23 protein-coding genes and 1 pseudogene are annotated in these 24,315 nt (G+C 69.2%); 12 read left to right on the forward strand and 12 right to left on the reverse strand.

All coding sequences use genetic code 11. The features are described from left to right. Positions 1–220 precede the first annotated feature (220 nt). The 3 genes from BKH32_RS12675 to BKH32_RS12685 form a co-directional block, all read right to left on the reverse strand. Complete coding sequence (locus tag BKH32_RS12675) at positions 221–1,501, reverse strand: SPFH domain-containing protein (protein WP_075250356.1); 1,281 nt, start codon at positions 1,499–1,501, stop codon at positions 221–223. A 60-nt stretch (positions 1,502–1,561) separates the two neighbouring features. Next, positions 1,562–2,029: an NfeD family protein gene (locus tag BKH32_RS12680; protein ID WP_075250357.1), complete on the reverse strand. Its 468-nt coding sequence runs from the start codon at positions 2,027–2,029 to the stop codon at positions 1,562–1,564. Positions 2,030–2,122: 93 nt separating this feature from the next. Further along, positions 2,123–2,944: an ABC transporter ATP-binding protein gene (locus BKH32_RS12685; protein ID WP_075250358.1), complete on the reverse strand. Its 822-nt coding sequence runs from the start codon at positions 2,942–2,944 to the stop codon at positions 2,123–2,125. A 121-nt stretch (positions 2,945–3,065) separates the two neighbouring features. Here BKH32_RS12685 and BKH32_RS12690 point away from each other — a divergent pair, with 121 nt between their 5' ends. Continuing rightward, a complete protein-coding gene (locus BKH32_RS12690) occupies positions 3,066–3,803 on the forward strand; it encodes a hypothetical protein (protein ID WP_075250359.1) in 738 nt (245 codons plus the stop codon). 46 nt (positions 3,804–3,849) lie between these two features. On the opposite strand, the gene glgA is transcribed toward BKH32_RS12690, so the two are convergent. After that, the gene (gene glgA, locus BKH32_RS12695) at positions 3,850–5,079 is read right to left on the reverse strand and encodes a glycogen synthase (RefSeq protein ID WP_075250360.1); all 1,230 of its coding nucleotides are present in this window, start codon (positions 5,077–5,079) and stop codon (positions 3,850–3,852) included. Positions 5,080–5,426: 347 nt separating this feature from the next. On the opposite strand from glgA, the gene glgC reads away from it, so the two are divergent. Next, a complete protein-coding gene (gene glgC / locus BKH32_RS12700) occupies positions 5,427–6,671 on the forward strand; it encodes a glucose-1-phosphate adenylyltransferase (protein ID WP_075250361.1) in 1,245 nt (414 codons plus the stop codon). 98 nt (positions 6,672–6,769) lie between these two features. After that, positions 6,770–7,480, forward strand: a complete 711-nt coding sequence (gene serB, locus BKH32_RS12705) for a phosphoserine phosphatase SerB (RefSeq protein ID WP_075250362.1) — start codon at positions 6,770–6,772, stop codon at positions 7,478–7,480. A gap of 28 nt (positions 7,481–7,508) precedes the next feature. On the opposite strand, the gene BKH32_RS12710 is transcribed toward serB, so the two are convergent. Both BKH32_RS12710 and BKH32_RS12715 read right to left on the reverse strand, forming a co-directional pair. After that, positions 7,509–8,009 carry a histidine phosphatase family protein gene (locus BKH32_RS12710; protein ID WP_081376817.1) on the reverse strand — a complete coding sequence of 167 codons (501 nt, stop codon included), beginning with the start codon at positions 8,007–8,009 and terminating at the stop codon, positions 7,509–7,511. An 85-nt stretch (positions 8,010–8,094) separates the two neighbouring features. Further along, positions 8,095–8,823: an SDR family oxidoreductase gene (locus tag BKH32_RS12715; protein ID WP_178384687.1), complete on the reverse strand. Its 729-nt coding sequence runs from the start codon at positions 8,821–8,823 to the stop codon at positions 8,095–8,097. A gap of 124 nt (positions 8,824–8,947) precedes the next feature. Between BKH32_RS12715 and dusB the strand changes: the two genes are divergently transcribed. After that, on the forward strand, positions 8,948–10,303 hold the full coding sequence (gene dusB / locus BKH32_RS12720) for a tRNA dihydrouridine synthase DusB (RefSeq protein WP_075250365.1): 1,356 nt from the start codon (positions 8,948–8,950) through the stop codon (positions 10,301–10,303). A 46-nt stretch (positions 10,304–10,349) separates the two neighbouring features. Here dusB and BKH32_RS12725 read toward each other — a convergent pair whose 3' ends face one another. Together BKH32_RS12725 and BKH32_RS12730 are read right to left on the reverse strand one after the other, a co-directional pair. Beyond that, entirely contained in the window at positions 10,350–11,678 is a 1,329-nt protein-coding gene (locus BKH32_RS12725) for a YibE/F family protein (protein ID WP_075250366.1), read from the reverse strand. Positions 11,679–11,781: 103 nt separating this feature from the next. Continuing rightward, the gene (locus tag BKH32_RS12730) at positions 11,782–13,173 is read right to left on the reverse strand and encodes a glycine--tRNA ligase (protein ID WP_075250367.1); all 1,392 of its coding nucleotides are present in this window, start codon (positions 13,171–13,173) and stop codon (positions 11,782–11,784) included. A gap of 229 nt (positions 13,174–13,402) precedes the next feature. Between BKH32_RS12730 and BKH32_RS12735 the strand changes: the two genes are divergently transcribed. From BKH32_RS12735 to BKH32_RS12750, 4 genes are all read left to right on the forward strand, one after another. Next, complete coding sequence (locus tag BKH32_RS12735) at positions 13,403–14,500, forward strand: metal ABC transporter substrate-binding protein (RefSeq protein ID WP_075250368.1); 1,098 nt, start codon at positions 13,403–13,405, stop codon at positions 14,498–14,500. 73 nt (positions 14,501–14,573) lie between these two features. Next, positions 14,574–15,512, forward strand: coding sequence for a metal ABC transporter ATP-binding protein (locus tag BKH32_RS12740; protein ID WP_075250369.1), 939 nt, complete (start codon positions 14,574–14,576; stop codon positions 15,510–15,512). Then, the gene (locus tag BKH32_RS12745) at positions 15,509–16,399 is read left to right on the forward strand and encodes a metal ABC transporter permease (RefSeq protein ID WP_075250370.1); all 891 of its coding nucleotides are present in this window, start codon (positions 15,509–15,511) and stop codon (positions 16,397–16,399) included. The genes BKH32_RS12740 and BKH32_RS12745 overlap by 4 nt, the downstream gene beginning before the upstream one ends. Continuing rightward, positions 16,396–16,821: a Fur family transcriptional regulator gene (locus BKH32_RS12750; RefSeq protein ID WP_075250371.1), complete on the forward strand. Its 426-nt coding sequence runs from the start codon at positions 16,396–16,398 to the stop codon at positions 16,819–16,821. The genes BKH32_RS12745 and BKH32_RS12750 overlap by 4 nt, the downstream gene beginning before the upstream one ends. A gap of 49 nt (positions 16,822–16,870) precedes the next feature. Here BKH32_RS12750 and uppS read toward each other — a convergent pair whose 3' ends face one another. The 3 genes from uppS to leuA are packed head-to-tail and all read right to left on the reverse strand — an operon-like array spanning position 16,871 to position 20,296. Next, on the reverse strand, positions 16,871–17,740 hold the full coding sequence (gene uppS / locus BKH32_RS12755; RefSeq protein ID WP_075250372.1) for a polyprenyl diphosphate synthase: 870 nt from the start codon (positions 17,738–17,740) through the stop codon (positions 16,871–16,873). Positions 17,741–17,742: 2 nt separating this feature from the next. Continuing rightward, the gene (recO, locus tag BKH32_RS12760; RefSeq protein WP_075250373.1) at positions 17,743–18,492 is read right to left on the reverse strand and encodes a DNA repair protein RecO; all 750 of its coding nucleotides are present in this window, start codon (positions 18,490–18,492) and stop codon (positions 17,743–17,745) included. Positions 18,493–18,514: 22 nt separating this feature from the next. Continuing rightward, entirely contained in the window at positions 18,515–20,296 is a 1,782-nt protein-coding gene (gene leuA / locus BKH32_RS12765) for a 2-isopropylmalate synthase (protein ID WP_075250374.1), read from the reverse strand. A 390-nt stretch (positions 20,297–20,686) separates the two neighbouring features. On the opposite strand from leuA, the gene BKH32_RS12770 reads away from it, so the two are divergent. The 4 genes from BKH32_RS12770 to BKH32_RS13805 all read left to right on the forward strand — a co-directional run bounded on the left by BKH32_RS12770 (position 20,687) and on the right by BKH32_RS13805 (position 23,310). After that, on the forward strand, positions 20,687–21,541 hold the full coding sequence (locus BKH32_RS12770) for an ABC transporter ATP-binding protein (RefSeq protein WP_075250375.1): 855 nt from the start codon (positions 20,687–20,689) through the stop codon (positions 21,539–21,541). Then, entirely contained in the window at positions 21,538–22,374 is an 837-nt protein-coding gene (locus BKH32_RS12775) for an ABC transporter permease (protein WP_075250376.1), read from the forward strand. Before BKH32_RS12770 ends, BKH32_RS12775 begins: the two co-directional genes overlap by 4 nt. Positions 22,375–22,376: 2 nt before the next feature. After that, the gene (locus tag BKH32_RS12780) at positions 22,377–22,601 is read left to right on the forward strand and encodes a helix-turn-helix transcriptional regulator (RefSeq protein WP_020991564.1); all 225 of its coding nucleotides are present in this window, start codon (positions 22,377–22,379) and stop codon (positions 22,599–22,601) included. A 187-nt stretch (positions 22,602–22,788) separates the two neighbouring features. Beyond that, positions 22,789–23,310, forward strand: a complete 522-nt coding sequence (locus tag BKH32_RS13805; protein ID WP_143222848.1) for a hypothetical protein — start codon at positions 22,789–22,791, stop codon at positions 23,308–23,310. Positions 23,311–23,358: 48 nt separating this feature from the next. On the opposite strand, the pseudogene BKH32_RS13375 reads toward BKH32_RS13805, so the two are convergent. Next, positions 23,359–24,315 (reverse strand): annotated as a pseudogene (locus BKH32_RS13375) (ISL3 family transposase); the annotation flags it as partial.

Genomic DNA, 24,315 nt, shown 5'->3' on the forward strand with positions numbered 1-24,315 from the left:
CAGCGCCACGTCCGTCAGCCTGGTGTAGTCCGCCAGGCGCTCGTCGGCGCCGTCGGCCAGCTCAATGATCATCGCTTCGTCACCTTCTGGGGCCTTCCCGGTTCAGTACAGCAGTACGGCGGGAAGAATAGGTCGATCATCGTGGATCGCCCACTCCTCCCGCCGCAGCGAGTGTCCCCGGGCCCTCGTCCGGTTCCCCAGGGGTGTGAAGGCAGCCGGCTCAGGCGCCGTAGGGCCCCTGGGGCGCGCCGGGAGGCGTGCCGTAGCCGGGCTGGGCCTGGATGCCGTAACCGCCGCGCGGGGGCACGGAACCGGGCTGGACCTCCTCGGGGGCGATCGCGTGGCTGCCGTGCGCGGCGTGAGGCCCCTCGGGGCCGTCGGAGGTCGGAACGGTGACCGTGGCCTCGCCGTCGGCCTCATCCGCGGGAGCCTTCGGAGAGGCGCTCCCCTTGGAAGCGGGTTCCTCGCTGGCCTCCTGGGAGGCCGACTCGGCCTCACCGCGGGCCTGGGCGAGGGCCTCCTCGGGGGTCTGAAGACTGGTGCTGGCCAGGCCTGAGGCGATCCCCAGGTCGAACTCGCTGCCCGACAGGTCGACGCCGCTGCTCGAGTCGTCGCCCTCCGGCTCAGGCCCCTTGCCGCCGCCGAGGGCACCGGCGATGCCGTCGAGGGCAGCGGTGAACTCGGTCGGAACGATCCACATCTTGGAGGAGGAGCCGTTGGCGATCTTGGGCAGGGTCTGGAGGTACTGGTAGGCCAGCAGCTTGGAGTCGGCGTTACCGCGGTGGATGGCGTCGAAGACCTGAAGGATGGCGCGCGACTCACCCTGAGCCTTGAGGATCGCGGACTGTGCCTGACCCTCAGCACGCAGGATCGCGGACTGCTTCTCACCCTCGGCCGTGAGGATCTGGGACTGCTTGACACCCTCGGCCGTCAGGATCGCGGCACGGCGGTCACGCTCGGCACGCATCTGCTGCTCCATGGATCCCTGGATGGAGGCGGGCGGGTCGATGGACTTCAGCTCCACGCTGTTGACGCGAATGCCCCAACGGCCAGTGGTCTGGTCCAGGACGCCGCGCAGCTGGTCGTTGATCTGACGCCGACTGGTCAGCGTCTGCTCCAGATCCATGGAGCCGACGACGTTACGCAGGGTGGTTCCGGTGAGCTGCTCGATCGCTCCGAGGTAGTTGTCGATCTCGTAGGTGGCACGCATGGGGTCGGTGATCTGGTAGTAGACCACCGAGTCAATGCTCACCATGAGGTTGTCAGACGTAATCACCGACCGGGGAGGGAAGGAGACGACCTGCTCACGCAGATCCAAGGTGGTGCGGATCTGGTCGATGAACGGAACAACGATGTGAAAACCGGGTTGATAGACGGCTTGGAAGCGCCCGAAACGCTCAACAATGATTGCAGTGCTCTGCTGGACGATCCGCACTGCACGGAAGATGACGATGATGACCGTCACGGCCACGAGAAACAAGACAATGGACACGAAGGGCACGAGGTTCCTCCTGCGGGGTTGAACGGGTGGTCAGAATGGTTGGCGGGCCCGCGGGCGGCGTCAGGACGCGGGTGCAGTGGCGGAGGTTGTTGCCGGGGTGACCACGGCCACGGCCCCGTCGATCTGCGTCACGGTCACACTCACCCCGGCCTCCAGGCGAGGCTCACCCCCCTGGACGGCGGGGGCCAGACGAGCGCTCCACTCCTCACCGCTCAAGCGCACCCGTCCGCCTTCCCGGTCAACAGGGGTAATGGTGACGGCAGACCGACCGATGAGGGCGTCGACGTTGGTCTTCATCTCCGGGGTGGTGGCCGCCAGGCGACGCTTGGCCCAGGGGCGCACGGCGAACAGAAGCAGGGTGGAGACGCAGGCGAAGACCACGACCTGCGCCCACACGGGCCCGCCGAGGAAGGAGGTCAGCCCTCCTCCCAGCGCACCGCCGGCGATCATGAGGAAGGTGAGGTCGACTGTCAGCGTCTCGATGACGATGAGGATCAGCGCCCCTCCGACCCAGAGCAGCCATTCCATGAGAACCTCCTGATGAACGCGGTTGGTGAATATGTGGTCCTGTACCGGGTTGGTGGGACGATAGGTCCAAGCGGCCGTCCCGCCCGGAACCGGTCAGCCCCTGGCCTCGGCGACGCGCCTGCCGCGGCCGCCCGGGCGCCCCCTGGCGGCGTAGCGGCCGCGGTCATGGGTGACCTCCAGCTCCATGCCAAAGGTCGTGCTGATCGTGTCCGCGGTGAGGACTTCCTGAAGCGGGCCGGAGCCCACGACCTTCCCCTCACGCAGCGTGAGTGCGTGGGTGAAGCCCTCCGGGATCTCCTCCAGGTGGTGGGTCACCAGGACCATGGAGGGTGAGTCGGGCGAGGAGATGATCTCGGTGAGCGCCGCCAGGAGCTGTTCACGTCCTGCCAGGTCCAGACCCGAGGCGGGCTCATCGAGGATGAGCATCTCCGGGTCCGGCATGAGAGCACGAGCCAGCTCGACGCGCTTGCGCTCCCCCGACGACAGTGTTCCCCATGACCGGTCGGCCAGGTGAGCGGCCCCCAGGGCACCCAGCAGGGCGTGAGCTCGCTCGACGTCGACGTCGTCGTACTCCTCGCGCCAGCGTCCGATGCGCCCGTAGGAGGCCGACAGGACCACGCCGAGCACCTTCTCGCCGTTCTGCACGTCGGCGGCCAGGGCCGAGGACAACAGGCCGATACGGGGGTGGAGCTCGGAGACGTCCACGCGCCCGAGCCGCTCGGAGAGGACGTCCACCGTGCCGGAGGAGGGGAAGAGCCTGGCCGAGGCGATCCTGGCGATCGTGGTCTTGCCCGCACCGTTGGATCCCAGCAGTACCCAGTGCTGCCCCTCCTCCACGGTCCAGCTGACGTGCCTGAGGATCTGGTGGCTGCCACGGTGCAGCGAGACGTCGTCGAGGTGCAGGACACTGGTCATGAGGCGATCCTATCGTGACGCCGAGTTCACACCGGGCAGATGCGGGAGGAGAGCCGCGATCCGCATGGTGCCCAGTCCCCATCGGGTCCCGCCCCGCCGCCATTCACTATGGTTGGCCCCCATGGATCCCCTCAACCCGCCTGTCAGCATCGTGCTGGCCCTGTGGGCGCCATCGCCCTCATCCCACGGCATGTCGCTCGTTGAAGGCCCCGACGGCGTCCATGACGTCATCGGCAGCACCGTCACCGGGGGCCCGGACACGCCGACCGGTACCGCTGACGATCCAGGACGTGTCGGCCTGGCGCAGTGGCTCACCTCCGTCCGCCCACTGAGCCGGGTGAGCGCGGTCCTGCCCTCACCGGCCGGCGGCACCGGCACCTGGGGGCTCCTGCCCGACATCGAGGAGGGCGTCGTGCTGGAGGGGGCGGCCGGCCGGGTGCTGCTGGCGCCCGAGGACTCCGGCACCTCGGTGACCTGGCACGCCGAGCCCATGGCCGGCCCGCTGCCCCCGCTGGATGCGGCGCACGCCCGCCGCCAGGTGCACGCAGCCACCGAGGAGGCCATTGAGGCGCTCGTCGAGCTTGACCTGGCCCGCGAGCGCCCGGAGCTGGCCGACGCCCTCAATGACCTGCTCACCGCGGTGGTGGATCCGCGGCTCATCCCGCCGTGGCTGGAGCGCCGTGATCGGGAGCTGTTGGAGCGCTCCTTGCGGCTGGCGGGGATGTGCGAGCTGGCCCTGGACGACGACGGTGCGGCCACGACCGCCCTTCAGGCGCGGCGGCGAGCCGACGTCCTGCGTCCCCTGCTGGCGGTGGCGCGTCACGGCGCCGCTGCGGCCACCGAGTGGTGGGCCCGGTAGAGGGCACGCGCCACTCGGTGGCGGGGGCGAGCGGGAGCCGTCCCGCTCAGCCCTGGGCCAGGACCCAGTTGTAGACGTCCATGGTGCGCTGGGCGATGGCCTCCCAGGCGAAGTGCTCCTCGACGCGGCGTCGGGCGGCCTGTCCCATGGTCCTGGCGGCCTCGGTGTCGGTGACCAGGGTGGTGAGGCGCTCGGCCAGGTCGGCCTCGAAGCGGGCCGGGTCGATGGGGGTGCCGGTGCCGTCCTGGACCTGCTCGATGGGCACCAGCAGGCCGGTCTCGCCGTCGACGATGACGTCGGGGATACCGCCGGTGGCCGAGCCGACGACCGGCAGGCCCACGGCCATGGCCTCGAGGTTGACGATGCCCAGGGGCTCGTAGACCGAGGGGCACACGAAGACGTCGGAGGCGGCCAGCACGGCGATGAGCTCGGGGCGCGGCAGCATCTCCTCGATCCAGACCACGCCGGTGCGCTTCTCGCGCAGGCGGGCCACGAGGCCCTCGACCTCGGCCTTGATCTCGGGGGTGTCGGGGGCGCCTGCGCACAGGATGACCTGGACGTCCGCGGGCAGCTGCTCGCAGGCGCGCAGCAGGTGGGGCAGGCCCTTCTGGCGGGTGATGCGTCCGACGAAGACGACGGTGGGTCGGTCGGGGTCGATGCCCAGGCGCTTGAGGGTGGCGGTGGCCGCGGCGTCGGCCTCCTGGCCCTGCGGGTGCTTCCAGGCCTCGAGGTCGATGCCGTTGTGGACGACCTTGACGCGCTCGGGCTCGACGGCCGGGTAGGAGCGCAGGATGTCCTCGCGCATGCCGTTGGAGACCGCGATGATCCCGGAGGCGGCCTCGTAGGCGGTCTTCTCCGCCCAGGAGGACAGGGCGTAGCCGCCTCCGAGCTGCTCGGCCTTCCAGGGGCGCAGGGGCTCCAGGGAGTGGGCGCTGATGACGTGGGGGACGCCGTGGAGCAGGCCGGCCAGGTGGCCGGCGAGGTTGGCGTACCAGGTGTGGGAGTGGACGAGGTCGGTTCCCTCGGTTCCCTGGGTCATCTCCAGGTCGACTCCGAAGGTGCGCAGGGCGGCGTTGGCGCCGTCGAGCTCGGCGATCTCGGGGTAGCCGGTGACGCCGTCGTCGGCGCCCTCGGTGCCGGGCTCGCGGGGGCCGCCGAAGGCGTGGACGCGCACGTCGGCCAGGGGGCGCAGGACCTTGGCGAGCTCGTTGACGTGGACTCCGGCGCCTCCGTAGATGAAGGGTGGGTACTCCTTGGTCAGCAGGTCGACCCTCATGGGTGTGCCTCTCCTCTGTCTGTTGGATGGACTGACCGCGCCTTCCTCGGCGCAGGACGGGCGCCTGCGGTGGGGCGGGCGCCACACCCGACGTTATACGCATACGGGCCCCGGCGGGACCGTTCAGCGCCGGTGGTTTCCACCGACTCCTACGAGAAGGTCCGGCTGAGGTCAGGCAGGCTGCGGAGGAGGCGGGTTGCGCGTGAGGGCCGGGGACTCGGCCAGGCAGGCTCGCTGGGCGTATCAGAGCCTGAGACAACACCTCAGGCAACGATTCGATACAGAATCTACCCGGATTGTGACCCATTTGGCCCCACGAGCCTCCCGAGCGACGTAAGGTGGGCCACATGGCTCAACCTCGTGTTCTCGCAATCGTCCTCGCTGGTGGCGAGGGTAAGCGTCTCATGCCCCTGACCGTCGATCGTGCCAAGCCGGCCGTGCCCTTCGGCGGTATCTACCGCCTCATCGACTTCTCCCTGTCCAACATGATCAACTCCGGCTTCCTCAAGGTCGTGGTGCTCACCCAGTACAAGTCCCACTCGCTGGACCGTCACATCTCCAAGACGTGGCGCATGTCCGACATGCTGGGCAACTACATCGCGCCGGTGCCGGCCCAGCAGCGCGTGGGCAAGCACTGGTTCCTGGGGAGCGCCGACGCCATCTACCAGTCCCTCAACCTGCTCGACGACGAGCGGCCCGACTACGTGGTCATCACCGGTGCGGACAACATCTACCGCATGGACTTCTCCCAGATGCTGGAGCACCACATCGCCTCCGGGCTGCCCTGCACCGTCGCGGGCATCCGTCAGCCCCGGTCCCTGGCGGACCAGTTCGGCGTCATCGAGACCGACCCGGCCGACCGCGGCAGGATCAAGGCCTTCGTGGAGAAGCCCAAGGAGACCCCCGGTCTGCCGGACTCCCCCGATGAGGTCCTGGCCTCGATGGGCAACTACATCATGAACGCCGACGCGCTCCTGGAGGCCGTCACGGTGGACGCCGCCGACGAGACCTCCAAGCACGACATGGGCGGCAGCATCGTGCCCTGGTTCGTCAACCAGGGTGCGGCCGGCGTCTACGACTTCAAGGACAACGACGTTCCCGGCTCCTCCGAGCGCGACCGCGACTACTGGCGCGACGTGGGTACCGTGGACGCCTTCTTCGAGGCCCACCAGGACCTCATCTCGGTGACTCCCGTGTTCAACCTGTACAACGACCGCTGGCCGTTGTTCGCCGGCTACCAGGCCGCGATGCCTCCGGCCAAGTTCGTCTACGGTCACCACGAGCGCCTGGGGCACGCGGTCGACTCGATCGTCTCACCGGGCGTCATCGTCTCCGGCGGTGAGGTGATCTCCTCGGTCCTGTCCCCCGGTGTGCGCGTCAACTCCTGGTCCTCGGTGCGTGAGTCCGTCATCATGGACGGGACCGAGGTGGGCCGCAACACCGTGGTCAACCGGGCGATCCTGGACAAGTACGTGAAGGTCGAGGAGGGCGCCATGGTGGGGATCGACCCCGAGCACGACCGTGAGCGGGGCTTCACCGTGACCGAGTCCGGCATCACGGTGGTGGCCAAGGGGCAGGTCGTCACCCGCTGACCGCAGGCTTACCGCCTTTCCGGTGCGCGCCGTCGCCCGAGCTTCCGGGCGACGGCGCGGCCGTGCTCGCCCGCCGGCTCGCCCACTAGCATGGCGCCATGAGCGACACCTCTCGACACCGTGCCGGCGACTCCGCGGACCTCAGCGGGGCGCTGAGCGGGGGCCCTTTAGTGACCGAGGGCCCCGGCCTGCTGGTCATGGACGTGGACTCCACCCTCATCGAGCAGGAGGTCATCGAGCTCATCGCCGAGCGCGCCGGGACCCGTGAGCTGGTCGCCGAGGTCACGGCCCGGGCGATGCGCGGGGAGCTGGACTTCGCTGCCTCCCTGCGCGAGCGGGTAGCGACGCTGGCCGGGGTGCCCCAGGGGGTCTTCGCAGAGGTCCTGGCCGAGGTGCGCCCCACCAAGGGGGCGGCCGAGCTCATTGAGGCGCTGCACGCACGCGGCTGCCGGGTGGGGGTCGTCTCGGGTGGTTTCGAGGAGGTCGTGGTGCCTCTGGCCGAGCGGCTGGGCATCGACCACGTGGCGGCCAATCGCCTGGAGGTGGAGGGTGGACATCTCACCGGTCGGGTGCTGGGGCGGATCGTGGACCGTCAGGAGAAGGTCCGCTGCCTGCTCTCCTGGGCCCAGCAGGACGGGGTGCCCATGGAGCGCACCATCGCGGTGGGTGACGGGGCCAACGACCTGGGGATGCTGGAGGCCGCGGGACTGGGGGTGGCGTTCTGCGCCAAGCCGGTGGTCGTCGAGCAGGCCGATGCGGCCATTCACGTGCGTGACCTGCGTGCCGTCCTGCAGCTGGTCGGGGGCTGACCGGCTGCGGTTTCGGGGAGGTCCGGCCTCAGTCGCGCTTGCGGGCGGTGAAGATCTCCCGGATGCGGGCGCTCCTGGGCTCCAGGTCCGCCCAGGTGCCGGGGACGTCGATGATGACGGCGGTGGCCGTGGGCACCCCGAAGGAGATCTGGGAGGCCAGGTCGTCGTCGGTGTCGTGGAGGATGTGGGCGAGCACGGAGATCGTGGGCTCGTGGCCGACGACGACGACCGTCCTGGCGTCCGCCCCCTCCTCGGCCAGGACCCCGAGGATGCCGTTGGGGCCCAGGTTGTAGATCTCCTCGCGCACGAGGGTGTCGGTGGGCTCGAGGCGGTCGCGGATGGGGCGGGCGGTCTCGCGGGCCCGGGCCGCCGGGGAGACCAGCAGCAGATCGGTGGTCTCCAGGCGCTTGCGCAGCTCCTTGGCCAGCAGGCCGGCCAGGGCGGCGCCCTTGGGGGTCAGAGGACGTTCCAGGTCGGTGACGGCGTCGTGAGAGGCCTTGGAGTGTCGGACGAGCACGAGCCGGCGCATGGGATCCGTTGTCACGGCTCTACCCTACGGCACCGCGGCGCTGCCCGGATACGGCCCCGACGACGTCTCGCGCCCCGCCGTGCGCCTAACGCCCCATGCCCAGGCCGCCGTCGACGCCGAGGATCGCGCCGGTGACGTAGGCGGCCGCGGGTGAGGCCAGGAAGAGGACGGGGCCGGCGATGTCGGTGACGTCGGCGAAGCGCCCCAGGGGGATCTGCTCGAGGTAGGCGGCGCGGATGTGGTCGGGCAGGGAGGCGGTCATCGCCGTGGTGACGACGCCGGGGGCCACGGCGTTGACGGTGATGCCGCGCGGTGCGAGCTCGCGGGCCAGAGAGCGGGTCAGTCCCTCCACCCCGCCCTTGGCGGCGCCGTAGGCCGACAGACCCACACCTCCGCGGGCGGCGATCACCGAGGAGACCAGGACGATGCACCCCCTGCGGGCCCGCATCATGGCCGGCGTCACGGCGCGCACGGTGTTGAAGGTGCCGGTCAGGTCCGCTGAGATGACCTCGTCCCACATCTGGGAGGAGGTGCGGGCCGCCAGGGACTCCCGGTTGATGCCGGCCGAGGCCACGAGGACCTCGATGGGGCCGTGCGCCTCGGTGGCGGCGGCCAGGGCCTGGGCCAGGGCGTCGGGGTCGGTGACGTCGGCGGCCAGGGCCAGGGCGCCGTCGGGGGCCTCACCGGAGCGGGAGAGGCCCGCCACCCGGTCGCCTTGTGCCAGGAACGCCTTCGCAACCGCCTCCCCGATTCCCCGGGAGGCTCCGGTCACGACGACGGAACGTGATATCGACGGCTCGGTCTCTTCGTTCATCAGCACAAGCACACAAGGTAACGCGCATCAGCACTCGCCATCAGCAGTTCGTCATACGCCGATGTCGATCCGCCCCTGTTACTTCCTTCACAAGTGGTCTATACCTGTGTCGGTTCCGGGCCGCATGACGGGGCCGGTCACGGCCCTGGCACCCGCCGTGTGTCAGCATGTCGGGGTGACGACGAGTGAGACCAGCCCCCGCCTCCCCGACGCCTGCGCATCGGGCCGCGCGCCCGCGCCGCTGCGCATCGGGCCGTTGGTGGTGCCCACACCCGTCGAGCTCGCCCCCATGGCCGGCGTCACCAACGCCTCCTTCCGCCGCCTGTGCCGGGAGATGGCTGAGGCGTCCCTGCCGGAGTCGCTGAGGGCCCCCTCCCCCGGCCCGCTGCCCACGCTCGACGGCGCCCTGCTGGCCCCGGCGGGCCTGTACGTCACGGAGATGGTCACCACCCGCGCCCTGGTGGAGCGCAATGAGCGCACCCTGGCGATGGTGCGCACCGACCCGGCCGAGAGGGTGCGCTCCATCCAGCTCTACGGGGTCGACCCGGCCACGGTGGGGGCCGCGGTGCGGATCCTGGTGGAGGAGGACCTGGCCGACCACATCGACTTGAACTTCGGCTGCCCGGTCCCCAAGGTGACCCGCAAGGGCGGCGGGGCGGCGCTGCCGTGGAAGCGCGACCTGCTGGCGGCGATCCTCACCGAGGCGGTGCGCGCCAGTGAGGCCGCCGCCCGCGCCGTCGGGCGGGCGAGGCAGGTGCCGGTGACCATGAAGATGCGTCTGGGTATCGACGAGGAGCACGAGACCTTCCTCGACGCCACCCGGGCCGCCCAGAACGCCGGGATCGCGGCCGTGGCCCTGCACGCCCGCAGCGCGCGCCAGCACTACTCGGGCCAGGCCCGCTGGGAGGAGATCGCCCGCCTCAAGGAGTCCACCGATCTGCCGGTGCTCGGCAACGGGGACATCTGGCTGGGCGACGACGCGGTGCGCATGATGGAGGCCACCGGTTGCGACGGCGTCGTCGTGGGCCGCGGCTGCCAGGGCCGCCCCTGGCTGTTCGCCGATATCGTGGCGGCCATGCACGGCTCGCCGGCGCGCACCCGCCCGGACCTGGATGACGTCATCGAGGTGATCCGCCGCCACGGGCGCATGCTGGCTGAGGAGATGGGTGAGGACCGGGGGGTGCGTGACCTGCGCAAGCACGTGGGCTGGTACCTCAAGGGCTACCCGGTCGGCGGCGCGGCGCGCGCCGACCTCATGGGGATCCGGAGCCTGGACGAGCTCGACGCCGGCCTGGAGCGGATGCGCTCGCGCCTGCCCGAGGTCGTGAACTACCCCGGTGACATCGTCGAGGGCCCCCGGGGGCGGGCCGGCAGCCCCAAGACTCCCCGTCTGCCCGACGGCTGGCTGGACTCCCCCGCCCTGGATGCGGCCCACCGCGAGATGCTCAGCCAGGCCGAGTCCGACGTCTCCGGCGGCTGAGACAGCGGCCCCACCCGGTCCTTAAGGCCGGTCATCGGTTACTCGTCTACTCGTCGAGGACCGGGGTGACGCGGCACAGGGCCGCCGCGATCGCCGTGGTCGCCGGGATCGCCAGGACCAGGCCGATGGAGGAGATGAGGGTGCGCACGATCTCCTCGGCGATCTCCCCCGAGAGCATGGTGTCCAGCACGGCCCGGTCCATGAGGGCGGCGGCCAGGATGAGCGGCAGCGCCGTGCCGGCGTAGGCGAAGGCCAGGGTGTAGACGGTTGAGGCGATGTGGTCCCGGCCGATCCTCATCCCGCCGGTGAACAGGCGCGTGCGCGACAGCAGCGGGTTGGCGGCGTGCAGCTCCCACACCGAGGAGGCCTGGGTGATGGTGACGTCGTTGAGGACGCCGAGCCCGGCGATGACCATGCCGCAGGTCAGCAGCGTCTGCAGATCGATGTGCGTGCGCGAGGCCAGCAGGCGGGCGGTCTCGTCGACGTCGCCGGTCAGGTGGGCCGCACCGGTCCCCCACAGGGCGAGCAGCACGGTCAGCACGATGCCGGCCACCGTTCCCAGCAGAGCCGTCGTGGTGCGGATGGACACGCCGTGGGCCACGTAGACGGCCGCCAGCATCATCGCCATCGATCCGACCAGGGTCACCGCCAGCGGGTGGGAGCCGGCTAGGAGCGACGGGATCATGAAGAAGGCGAGCACACCGGTGGCCACCAGCAGGCCCAGGACGCTCAGGACGCCCTTGCGCCCGGCCACGGCGACGACGAGCACGAGGTAGACGACCGCCAGGGCGCCGACCGGGAGCTGGCGCTGGTAGTCGATGAAGGAGTAGGGGGAGCCGGACAGGATGGCCTGGGGCGAGTAGAGGACGACGAGCCGGTCGCCGGCGCGGGCGAGCTTGCGGGGCTCGCCCACCAGCTGGACCGGCATGATCAGGCCCTTGCCCTCCCCCTCGGTGATGCGGGCGCACACGTGGCTCTTGGCGAACTCCTCCGGTTTGACGCCGTTGACCTCCGTCAGGGCGCTCACGGAGCCCTGACAGCCCGACAGGTCCGTGGAGGTGATGGTGGCCTCGCCCACGGAGCCGCCCTCGGCGGTGAAGGAGCGCGAGCCGATGAGTGAGCTCTTGCCCGGCCAGAGCACGAACAGCCCGACGACGGTGGCCAGTACCAGGGCGCCGACAATGGCACCGAGCACGATCCGCACCCGGCGGGCCTCCCCCGCCTCCAGGTCCAGGGGCCCGGAGTGGGAGTGGCTGTGGCCACTGCGGCTATGACGGCCGTGGCTCCTGCTGTCCCGGCCCCCCTCGGCCGGCGGCTCGGGAAGGCTCTCGGAGGGGACGGACTCGTTGCTCGGGGAGGTCGAGTTGGTGCTCACCGTCCCATCATGCCCGCCCCGTGTCCCTGACGTGAGCCAGGGACACGGGGCGGGATCCGGATGGTGGCCGGGTCAGCGAGACCGCCGGCCTGCCCGGTGCGGCTCAGCAGCCGATGAGGCGCTCGGCCAGGTAGCGCTCGACACCCTCGAGCGGGATGCGCTCCTGGGTCATCGTGTCGCGCTCGCGCACGGTGACGGCCCCGTCCTCGGGCGAGTCGAAGTCGTAGGTCAGGCAGAAGGGCGTGCCGACCTCGTCCTGGCGGCGGTAGCGACGGCCGACCGCGCCGGCGTCGTCGTACTCCACGTTCCAGGAGCGGCGCAGGCGGGCGGCCAGCTCCTTGGCCGGCCCGGTCAGCTCCTCCTTGCGGCTCAGCGGCAGGACGGCCGCCTTGACCGGGGCGATGCGCGCATCGAGCTTGAGCACGATGCGCTTGTCCACCCCGCCCTTGGTGTTGGGGGCCTCGTCCTCGGTGTAGGCCTCCACGAGGAAGGCCATGAGCGAGCGGGTCAGGCCGGCGGAGGGCTCGATGACGTAGGGGGTCCAGCGCTCGGAGCGGGTCTGGTCGAAGTAGGACATGTCCTTGCCGGAGTGCTCGGCGTGGGTGGACAGGTCGAAGTCGGTGCGGTTGGCGATGCCCTCGAGCTCGCCCCACTCCGAGCCGGCGAAGCCGAAGCGGTACTCCAGGTCCACGGTGCGCTTGGAGTAGTGGGAGAGCTTCTCGGCGGGGTGCTCGTAGAGGCGCAGGTTGTCCTCGCTGATGCCCAGGCCGGTGTACCAGGCCTTGCGGTAGTCGATCCAGTACTGGTGCCACTCCTCGTCGGTGCCCGGTTCGCAGAAGAACTCCAGCTCCATCTGCTCGAACTCGCGGGTGCGGAAGATGAAGTTGCCCGGCGTGATCTCGTTGCGGAAGGACTTGCCCACCTGGCCGATGCCGAAGGGCGGCTTCTTGCGGGCCGCGCTCATGACGTTGGCGAAGTTGATGAAGATGCCCTGGGCGGTCTCGGGACGCAGGTAGTGCAGGCCGGACTCGTCGTCGACCGGCCCCAGGTAGGTCTTGAGCAGGCCGGAGAACTCGCGCGGCTCGGTCCAGGAGCCCGGCTGGCCGGTGACGGGGTCGGGAACCATGTCGAGGGTGACGGTCTCGGGGTCGAGGCCCTTGCGGGCGGCGTAGTCCTCGACGAGCTGGTCGGCGCGGTAGCGCTTATGGGTGTGCAGGGACTCCACGAGCGGGTCGGTGAAGGCGCCGACGTGACCGGAGGCGACCCAGGTCTCACGCGGCAGGATGACGGAGGAGTCCAGTCCGACGACGTCGTCGCGCGAGCGAACCATGTACTGCCACCACTGGCGCTTGATGTTCTCCTTGAGCTCGACGCCCAGCGGCCCGTAGTCCCAGGCCGAGCGGGTTCCGCCGTAGATCTCGCCGCAGGGGAAGACGAACCCGCGCCGCTTGGCGAGGTTGATGACGGCGTCGAGGCGTGAAGGGGTGGATGCCAACGGATGCTCCTTCAGGAGTGGTCGTGGTCCCGCCTGGTTGGTGGGGACGAGTGGGAACAGTCTAGGCGGACAGGCGCCGAGCGTTGGTGAGGGGCCCGTCGCACCGCGGACTCGCCCCCACCTCATCGGGGAGGCCCTCCTGACTGCTGTTCAAACCGGCTCTCAGCAGCGCTCACGCTGACTCGCCCGGAGTTTGACGCAGGGCTTTCAGAGTATGAGAATGATTCGCATGAGTGTTTCACAGGCTCGTTCCCGTCATCTCCACCGCATCGTGGCGCTCGGAGCCACCCTGATGCTGGCTGCCAGCATGAGCGCGTGCAGCGCCCTGAAGAGCGAGAGCTCGTCGAGCGCCTCGGCTCCGCACACGATCGCCCCGGGCAAGACCCTGACGGTCTCCACGTCCTTCTACCCGATCCAGTACCTGGCCGAGGCCATTGGCGGCAAGCGCGTCAAGGTCTCCACCGTGACCCCCTCCAACGTCGAGCCGCACGACTTCGAGCTCTCCGGCAAGGAGACCGCCGAGCTGGGCAAGGCCGACCTCATCGCCTACGTCCCCGGCTTCCAGCCCTCCCTGGACAAGGCCGTCAAGGAGATCGGCTCCGGCCCCACCGTGGTGGATCTGAGCAAGCCGGCCAACCTCGTCCACCACGAGGGGGTTGAGCACGAGCACGAGCACGGCGAGAAGGCCACCGACGGTGCCTCGGCCAGTGCCACCGCCACCGCACAGGCCAGCGAGGCCGAGCACGACGAGCACGGCCACGACGAGCACGGCCACGAGCACAGCCACGCCGAGGGCGAGGAGGGGCACGACGGCGACCTCGACCCGCACTTCTGGCTCGACCCGGACCGCATGATCAAGGTGGCCGAGGCCCTCGAGGCCTCCTTCGCCCAGATCGACCCGGCCAACGCCAACGACTACAAGGCGGGCCTGGACAAGCTCAAGACGGCGCTGACCAACCTGGACAACCAGTACAAGCAGGGCCTGACCAGCTGCCAGCACAAGACCTTCATCACCTCCCACGCCGCCTTCGGCTACATGGCCGAGCGCTACGGCTTGACCCAGGCCTCCATCTCCGGCATCGACCCGGAGACCGAGCCCAGCCCCGCCGAGATGGCCAACATCAAGTCGGTGGTCGAGAAGACGGGGGTGAAGACGATCTTCACCGAGGAGCTGGTCTCCGACGCCCCCGCCAAGGCGATCGCCGCGGAGACCGGGGCGGAGACCAGCGTTCTCAGTCCCCTGGAGTCCAAGCCCGAGCAGGGCGACTACACCGACGCCATGACCACCAACCTGGGGCGGCTCAAGACCGCCATGGTGTGCAAGTAGCCTCGGGCCCGGGCCGCCGAGCTCGAGGTCCCGAGCAGATGACATCCACTCAGATTGGCATGATCACAACCGCATGACCGTATCATCTCCACCTTCACCAGCGTCCGCGACGACGCCGTCCGGCTCACCCCGGGCGGCGTCGTCCGCGCTCGCCATCAGGGTCCGTGAGCTCAGCGTCGTCCTGGGCTCCTCCCTCATCCTTGACGACGTGAGCCTGGCCGTGGGCGGCGGCGAGTCCGTGGCGATCCTGGGCGCCAACGGATCGGGCAAGTCCACCCTCGTCAAGGCCGTTCTGGGCCTGGTGCCCCTGTCCGGCGGCAGCATCGAGGTACTGGGCACCCCCGCCTCGCGCCGCCGCAGGGTCCCCTGGGAGCGCGTCGGCTACGTCCCTCAGCGGATCGGCGCCGGCTCCGGCGTCCCGGCCACTGCCCTGGAGGTGGTGCGCTCCGGGCTCCTGGGGCCGCGCCGGCCCTGGGCCGATCGGGGGCGGAGCGCCAAGCGGAGGGCCATGGCCGCGCTTGACGCCGTCGGCCTGGCCCACCGGGCCGCGGACCATGTCCAGGTCTTCTCCGGCGGGCAGGCCCAGCGCGTCCTCATCGCCCGGGCCCTGGTCCGCTCCCCCGAGCTGCTCATCCTCGATGAGCCCCTGGCAGGCATCGACCGCGCCAGCCGCGAGTCCCTGGCCGAGATTCTCCAGGGGCTGCGCACGCAGGGGCTGACCCTGGTGACGGTCCTGCACGAGATGAGTGAGCTCGCCGGCGTCGTCCAGCGGGCGATCCTCCTGCAGGACGGCCGGCTCGTCGCCGACGGCCCGGCCGACGAGGTGGCTCATCTTCGCGACAGCGGGGCCGGTGCATCCCAGGGCGACCCGTACCGCGCTCACAGCGGCGACGGCGACGGCGGCGATCACCACCACCCGGACGCCGGCGGCCCTCCGGCCCACCACGCCCCCGTCCTCGACCATCGACTGCCTGAAACGCGCCCTCATCCCGGTAGGAGCACCCGCCCATGATCGAGTTCGTCTCCGACATGCTCGCCAGCCCCCTCATCCAGCGCGCCTTCATCGTGGCGGTCCTGGTGGGGCTGGCAGCCCCGGTGGTGGGCACCTACCTGGTCCAGCGGGGCCTGGCGCTGCTGGGCGACGGGATCGGGCACATCGCCCTGACCGGCATCGCCCTGGGCTGGATGGCCGGGGCCGCCGCCAACGTCACTCCCCACGACGCCTGGGCCGTGCCCGGGGCGATCATCATCAGCGTGCTGGGCGCCGTGATGATCGAGGTCATCCGCGCCAACGGCCGTACCCGGGGAGACGTGGCCCTGGCCATCCTGTTCTACGGGGGCATCGCCGGGGGCGTCATCCTCATTCGCGTCGCCGGCGGGACGACGACGAACCTCAACTCCTACCTGTTCGGCTCGATCTCCACGGTCTCGGTCTCCGACGCCTGGTTCACCATCGCCCTGGCCACCCTGGTGCTCCTGGTCGGGCTGGGGCTGCGCGGCCCACTGTTCGCGCTGTGCCACGACGAGGAGTTCGCCCACGCCTGCGGCCTGCCCACCGGCGCCCTCAACGTGCTGGTGGCGGTGGTGGCGGCACTGACGGTCTCCGTGTCCATGCGGGTGGTGGGCGCCCTGCTGGTCTCAGCGGTCATGATCGTGCCGGTGGCCATCGCCCAGCTCGTCTCGCACTCCTTCGCCCGCACCATGTACCTGGCGATGGGGCTGGGCGTGGTGGCCTGTGTGTCGGGTCTGACGATCACCTACCTGGTAGCGGCCTCTCCCGGCGCCATGATCGTGGTACTCCTAGTGGGGGGCTACGCCGTCGTCGCCCTCCTGTCCGGACTGCTGCAGCTCGTCAGCCGCTCCCGACGGCACCACATCACCTCAGGAGGCAGATCATGAGCGCAAGCAGCACGGCGCAGCGCCCCCGCGCCACGCGCCAGCGCGCCGCCGTCGCCGACATCCTCGCCCGCACCGACGAGTTCCGCTCGGCCCAGCAGATCCATGCCGCGCTGGAGGCCGAGGGCACCAAGGTGGGGCTGGCCACCGTCTACCGCAATCTGCAGACCCTGGCGGAGTCCGGAGCGGTGGACCAGGTGCGCAGCGCCGAGGGCGAGATTCTCTACCGGGCCTGTGAGAAGCAGGAGCACCACCACCACATCGTGTGCCGCCGCTGCGGCTACACCGTGGAGGTTGCCGGCGGTGAGCTGGAGGGGTGGATTCAGCGGGTCTCGACCCGGCAGGGCTTCACCCAGATGGAGCACACGGCGGAGTTCTTCGGCCTGTGCGCCACCTGCTCGGCGCAGGACGCCTCGCAGGACTGAACAGGTCTGATCGGCCCGGTGCCCGAGCCGGGTTGTCGCAGGCGGCCGCCTACTGGCCGTCGTGGCGCGGTGACTCGTCAGCCTCGTCGTCCTCCGGGTCCTCAGCGCCGGTGGGCTCCTCGTGCAGCACCTTGTCCACGGCCCCGCCGTAGCGGCGCTCGCGCCCGGCGTAGGCCTCGCAGGCCTTCCACAGCTCGGTGCGGTTGAAGTCCGGCCAGGCCAGGGGCGAGAAGTAGAGCTCGGCGTAGGAGGAGGACCACATGAGGAAGTTGGAGGTGCGCTGCTCGTCGCCGGTGCGGATGAACAGGTCCACGTCCCGCATGGTGGGTGAGTAGAGGTAACGCTGGATGGTCTTCTCGTTGATGGAGGAGGCCTTGAGGCGGCCGGCGGCGACGTCCTCGGCGATGGCTCGGGTGGCGTCGGCGATCTCGGCCCGCCCGCCGTAGTTGATGCACAGGTTGAGGACCAGGCCCGTGTTGTGGGCGGTGATGCGCTCGGCCTCACGCAGCTCACGCAGGACGGACTTCCACAGGCGCGGGGTGCGTCCGATCCAGCGCAGCCTGACGTTCCAGGCGTTGAGGACATCGCGCTGGACACGCAGGACCTTGCGGGCGAAGCCCATGATGAAGCGGACCTCGCCGGGTGAGCGCCGCCAGTTCTCCGTGGAGAAGGCGTAGACGCTCAGCTCTTTCACGCCGATCTCAATGGCGCCGGCGGCGACGTCGAGCATATTGGCCTCCCCCACCCGGTGGCCCTCGGTGCGGGGCAGGCCGCGGGCATTGGCCCAGCGCCCGTTGCCGTCCATGACGACGGCGACGTGCTGGGGCAGGGAGGCGGCCGGCAGCACGGGCGGGGTCAGGCCGGGCCGGTGCAGGGGCGGGGCGGCCTCGACCGTCATGTCTCTGGCGACATCTGTCATGGTTATGCCCTTTCCACCAGTGCGAGGGAGCGCAGGCGCCGCTCCAGGTACCAGGTCGTGTAGGCCGAGACCAGTCCGGAGGCCTGGGAGCGCTCGCGCTGGCCGGAGGCGTCGGCCACGGCCCAGTCGCCGGAGAGCAGGGCACCCAGGAGCGCCATCGTGGCCGGCTCGACCTCGACGGCGCCGGCCGAGCGGCAGGACTCGCACACCGCGCCACCGGCCTGCACGTGAAAGGCCCGGTGCGGTCCGGGTGCGCCGCACAGGGCGCAGTCGTAGCACGAGGGCGCCCAGCCCCCCAGGGCCAGGGCCCGCAGCAGGTAGGAGTCCAGGATGAGCCCGGGGGCGTGGCGCCGGTGGGACATGGCAGCCAGGGCCCCGGCCAGCAGCAGGTACTGCTGGGGGCTGGCCTCGGTGCCCAGGTCGCCGTCGTCGGCACTGAGGCGCTCGGCGGTCTCCACCATGGTCGAGGCGCAGGTGAACATGGCGTAGTCGGCGCTCACGACCCGACCGAAGGGGTCGATGATCTCGGCCTGGGTGACGACGTCGAGGGTGCGTCCGGCGTGGAGCTGGACATCGGTCATGGAGAAGGGCTCCAGGCGGGCGCCGAAACGGGAGGTGGTGCGGCGCACCCCCTTGGCCACGGCACGCACCTGGCCGTGGTGGCGGGTGAGCATCACGATGATGCGATCGGCCTCGCCCAGCTTGTAGGTGCGCAGGATGATCGCCTCATCCCGGTACAGCCTGCTCGTCACGGGCGCAGTCTCTCACGCCCCCTCAGCGCAGGGCGCGATTGAGGGCGGAGATGACGGCCTTGAAGGAGGAGGTGGTGATGGAGGGGTCGATGCCCACGCCCCACAGGACCTGGCCGTCGACCTCGCACTCGACGTAGCTGGCGGCCTTCGCGTCGCGTCCCTCGCTCAGGGCGTGCTCGACGTAGTCGAGGATCCGCACGCTCAGGCCCGTGCTCTCCAGGGCGGTGACGAAAGCGTCCAGGGGGCCGTTACCGGCGGCGCTCAGGTGCTTCTCCGTTCCGCCGTCGACCAGGGTGATGGTGAGGGTGGAGTCCTCGTCGTCACCGGTGGAGGTCAGGGTGGCGCCGCGCAGCTCGAAGCGGCCCCAGCGGCTGAGCTCGGCCTCGGGGGCAGCCGCAGCGGGCAGATACTCGTCGGCGAAGATCGACCACAGGCGGGCGCCGTCGACCTCGCCGCCGTAGGTGTCGGTGTGGCGCTGGACGATGCGGGAGAACTCGATCTGGAGGCGGCGGGGCAGCTCGAGCTTGCGGGTGGTGCCCAGCAGGTAGGCGACCCCGCCCTTGCCGGACTGGGAGTTGACGCGCACGACGGCCTCGTAGGAGCGGCCCACGTCGTGGGGGTCGATGGGCAGGTAGGGCATGGCCCAGGGGACGGCGATCTCGGCCTCGGCGTCGGCCAGTCCCTCGGCCTTCCTGGCGCTGACCTGCGTGGCGCGCGCGGCGAAGCCCTTCTTGATGGCGTCCTGGTGGGAGCCGGAGAAGGAGGTGTAGACGAGCTCGCCGGCGTAGGGGGTGCGCGGGGGCACGTCCATGCCGGTGGCCCGCTCGACGATGCGGCGGACCTCGTCGATGTCGGACAGGTCGAGCATGGGGTCGACGCCCTGGCTGAAGAGGTTGAGGGCCAGGGTCACCAGGTCCACGTTGCCGGTGCGCTCGCCGTGGCCGAACAGGCAGCCCTCGACGCGGTCGGCGCCGGCCATGAGGCCGAACTCGGCGGCGGCCACGCCCGAGCCGCGGTCGTTGTGGTTGTGCAGGGACAGGCACACGGACTCGCGCCGGGGCAGGTGGCGGCTCATCCACTCGATCTGGTCGGCGTAGACGTTGGGGGTGGCGCGCTCGACGGTGGCGGGCAGGTTGAGGATGATCTCGCGGTCCCCCTCGGGCTCCCACACGTCCATGACGGCCTGGCAGACCTCGAGGCTGTAGTCGAGCTCGGTGTCCACGAAGATCTCCGGGGAGTACTCGAAGCCGAAGATCGTGTCCTCGTCGAGGACCTTCTCGGCGCGGGCCATGATCTGGCGGGTTCCGTCGACGGCGAGCTCGCGGATCTGGTCGCGGTCCATGCGGAAGACGACGTTGCGGAACAGGGGCGACAGGGCGTTGTAGAGGTGGACGGTGGCCCGCGGGATGCCGATGCAGGCGTCCAGGGTGCGGTCGATGAGCTCACCGCGCGACTGGGTGAGCACCGAGATGGTGACGTCCTCGGGGATCGCGCCGTCATCCACCAGGGAACGCACGAAGTCGAAGTCGGTCTGCGAGGCGGCCGGGAAGCCGATCTCGATCTCCTTGAAGCCCATGGTCACGAGCAGGTCGAAGATGGCGCGCTTGGCATGGGGGCCCATGGGCTCGATGAGGGACTGGTTGCCGTCACGCAGGTCGGTGCTCAGCCAACGGGGGGCGGCGGTGATGCGCTTGTCCGGCCAGGTGCGGTCGGGCAGGTCGATGGAGACGACGTCGAGAAAGGGCCGGTACTTGGCGAATGGCATACCGGAGGGCTGCTGGGGGGCGGGGCGGGCGTTGCGCATCGGGTTTCTCCTGGGATCAGATGCTTCGTGGTTCCGACGGCGATTCCGGCAGGGACTGAGGAGCTCTGGGGGAATCCGGGGGCACGATCAAGGACGTGGCCGAGCAGGACGAGTCAGCCGCGGTCGGGATGCCGGCCTGTCAGGCCCCGCCGCGGCGACTAAGCAGGAGGCTCGCCCGGTACCAGGCGTGAGGCCGCAGGGTCGCTCGCATGGCGTAGACCATACCCCGATGACGACCCATCGTCAGGTAAGGGACCGCACGGGACCGCAGAGTGAGACAGAGGGTGAAGGGCCCCCGCGAGCCACGCCTCCCGATCCGACGAACACCAACACCATGATGTAGCATATCTACTACATATAGTTGCGCTTCTACTCAGGAGGGTTTGCGCGATGGCTCCAGTCATCACCACGGAGAACCTCGAGTTCTCCTACGGGGACACCCCGGTGCTGCGTGGCATCGACCTGTCGGTCGAGGCCGGAGAGGTCGTCTGCCTGCTCGGCCCCAACGGCGTGGGCAAGACGACCCTCGTGGAGAACCTGCTGGGCTCTCTGACCCCGACCAGCGGCAGGGTGCGCGTGCTCGACACCGATCCGCGCCGAACGGGCGCCGACTTCTGGGCGAGGGTCGGGCTGGTGCAGCAGAGCTGGACCGACCACGCCAAGTGGAAGGTGAGGGACCAGCTGGAGTGGATCCGTTCAGTCCAGCTGACGGCGGCGAGCCGGGTGAACCGCGTCGACGAGGTGCTCGACGCCGTCGGGCTCAGCGAGAAGGCCGACTCCCGGTTGTCGAGGCTCTCCGGCGGGCAGCGACGCACCATTGACTTCGCGGCCGCCCTCATGGCTGCGCCCGAGCTCCTCGTCCTGGATGAACCGACGACCGGACTGGACCCTGTCTCCAAGGCGCGCCTGCACGATCTCATCCTGGCCCGGGTCGACGACGACGCCACCATCGTCATGACCACCCACGACCTGGCCGAGGTCGAGCACCTGGCCTCTCGAGTGCTCATCATGAACGAGGGACGGATCATCGCCGACGGCACGGTCACGGCGCTGCGCGAGCGCCTCGATCGCGGCGCTGAGATCACCTGGGTCCAGGACGGCACCCGCCACGTCCACACCACTCACTGCCCCGAGCGCTTCATCAAGGAGCTCGACCTCGACGTCATCACCGGGCTCGCCATCACCCGCCCCACCCTGGAGGAGACCTACCTCTCCCTCGTCAGCAGCAAGGAGTCCCGCTCATGAGCGCTCACACCTTTCTGGCAGTTCTACGCGCGGCCCGTTGCCAGGCCGCCATGGACCTGCGAGCAGGCATTGTCGGGTCGAGCGTCGCATTGCTGGCCTCCGTGAGCGCCATCGTGCTGGCAGGCAGGAGCACCCAGGTCGCGACCGATGCCCACACGACCTTCGGCCCCATGTTCCTCGCCGGCAGCATCGGCACGATCAGCGGCTTCATCACCTTTCAGATCGCCAGCGAGACCTACGTCGACCGTATCGGTGGAGCCCTGCTGCGGGTGCGCGTCCTGCCCCACGGCCCGCTGACGTGGGCGATCGGTAAGACGATGTCCTCAATCGCTCAGACCCTCGTCTTCCAGGGCGCCATTCTGCTCGGGGGAGCCCTGTTCGTTGAGGCGCTGCCCCTGAGTACGTTCCAGGTGCTGGCCTGCCTGCCGCTCATGGTGCTGTCAGCCGTTGCGACGGCCCCACTGGGATTCCTCGTGGGCGCCTTCGTCCGCGGCGTCTACAGCTTCATGGCCTCCTACCTGCCCATCTTCGCCCTCATCGGGACGAGCGGTTTCTTCATGCCCATGAGCCGTCTCCCCTCCTGGGTGCAGGCGGTTCAGCTGACACTGCCGACGTACTGGTCGGGGCACCTGACCCGCTGGGCACTGGTGGGTGACCCCTCGTGGGAGGTGGGCCGAGCCTTCTCCCCGGCGCTCGCCATCGGGGTCCTGGCGGCATGGACGGTTCTCGGTTTCGCGGGGGCCTCGTTCATCGTGCGGCGCAGCTTCCGCAAGGAGACCATCGGTAGTCTGGCGCGCGTGCAGTCCACCATTCGCTCCCAGTCCGGTCTGTGACCATGTCCGACGACGTCGTCCACAACCGGATCGCGGTCCTGCGCGCCGACCGTCGGGTGAGCCGCCGCGAGCTCGCCGAGGCCCTCGGCGTCCACTACCAGACGGTGGGCTACCTCGAGCGCGGGGAGTACGCCCCCTCGCTGCACCTGGCCCTGCGCATCGCCCGATACTTCGACGTGCCCGTGGAGTCGGTCTTCTCCCTTGAGGAGTTCCCCCGCCTGACGTAAGACACCACGCACGTATCGACAACCCACTCCCCACACCTGCCACACCCCACGGACTTCGCGAACTTTTCTCAGCAAGCCCCCAACCAGTGTTACCGATGAGTCTCATCAGGTCATTGACCAACGACATTTGGATGAGATAGGATCCTCGTGCAAGTAAGTTGCGAAAAGCCAAGGAATGGGGACCACAATGACGAATGACTGCTCTTCATGGATTGGATTAATTAGTAATTTCAACTTAACTTCCCGAAAGCACAAAGAAACACCATGGCGCTCCAGCAAAATAATTACACACTCAAACGTAAAAGACAAAGCTCCTTACGTAGAAGTACCTCAACAGGGGTCGCAGGAAAGCATTAAGACCTTGTTGGACGCCGACAAATGGGCTAGCGCAATTGAAAAAAACCACCCAGAACTCACCGCCAACGACGGAAGTCCCAGTGTTTCCAGTGTTTTACGCCACCTCATTACGAGCTCAGAAAAGAGCGTAGGTTTGGTGGGCGCTTATTTTGCATTTGATGGTCACGTACTACGCGTAACAGGCCTTGAATCTCACTCTTCGCCCACACCAAATGATTGCATAGAGGCAGCACTGACACTGTCAGACGAGTACACATTCGGTCCATCCTTAGAGTTCCACAGAACACCTAAATATATTAGGAAAATAGAAACAGAAAATGGCCATTCAATCTGGCAAGCCTGGTGGTCATAACGGGCTCTTCGTGTTTGAGGGTGTGGTAGGTGGGGCTTATCGGCTGGTTTAGGTGATTGCTTTCAGGTGGTCTTTGAGGCGTCCGGTGTGGATGAGGCTGCGGATGGTGTAGTTGGTCAGGTTGCGCAAATCCCAGGGCGATACCGCGTAGGTGCTCCAGGCGTCCGTTGATCGCCTGACGTGGGGCCGTTGGAGGTACGGGGGCGGTCGAAGTAGGCCAGAATGTCGGAGGCTCTTTCGGTCAGGGTCTTTGCCAGTGTCTGGATCTCCTCAAGCCCTTCTGGGACGGCCTGCCTCAAGGAGTCGATGAGCCGTTGCATCAGGTACTTTCCCAGACCCGGGTCCTCGACCCTGTAGGCCTGGATGAGACGCTGGTAGACACCCCAGGCGGCCTGGACCGCAGCGTGGCGATCATCAGCGAACAGGGTCTCGAGACTCGGCCTGGGCGTCGGTGAGCAGGCCGGCCCCGGTGTGCAGGGTGCGCCGGGCCCGGTAGAGCCGGTCACCTGCCCGGCCCCGCCGGCCCGTGATCGCCCGTTGGACGCGGCGGCGGCACTCATCGAGCTTGTCTCCTGCTAGGGACACGACGTGAAAAGGGTCCATGACCGCCCGGGCCTGTGGGAGCTCCTCGCCAGCGGCACTCTCGGGACCCGGTGAAACCGCCCATCGCCACCACCTCGACCCGCCCACGCCAGTCCTGGTCGCGCTGGGAGAGCCAGGTCTTGTATGGCCTTCTTGGAACGGCCCGGGACCACGTCCACAAGCCGGGCCGGACCACTGCGGTCGCGTACGGGGGTCAGGTAAATGACCACGGTGACGTACCGGTCGCCCCGCCTGGTGTGGCGCCACACACAGGGGGCACCTCCCGCACCGGAGCGAAGCGCGCGGGGGAATCATCGACCCCGAGGACCTCCACGCCGTCGAAGCGGTAGGGATCGTCTAACAACGTGGCCTGAGCGCTTGTCAGGATCGCGTTGTTGGCGGTGTGCCAGGAGATCCCCAGGG

The sequence above is a fragment of the Actinomyces oris genome, from assembly GCF_001929375.1.
In the GTDB taxonomy this organism is placed as follows: Bacteria; Actinomycetota; Actinomycetes; order Actinomycetales; family Actinomycetaceae; genus Actinomyces; species Actinomyces oris_B.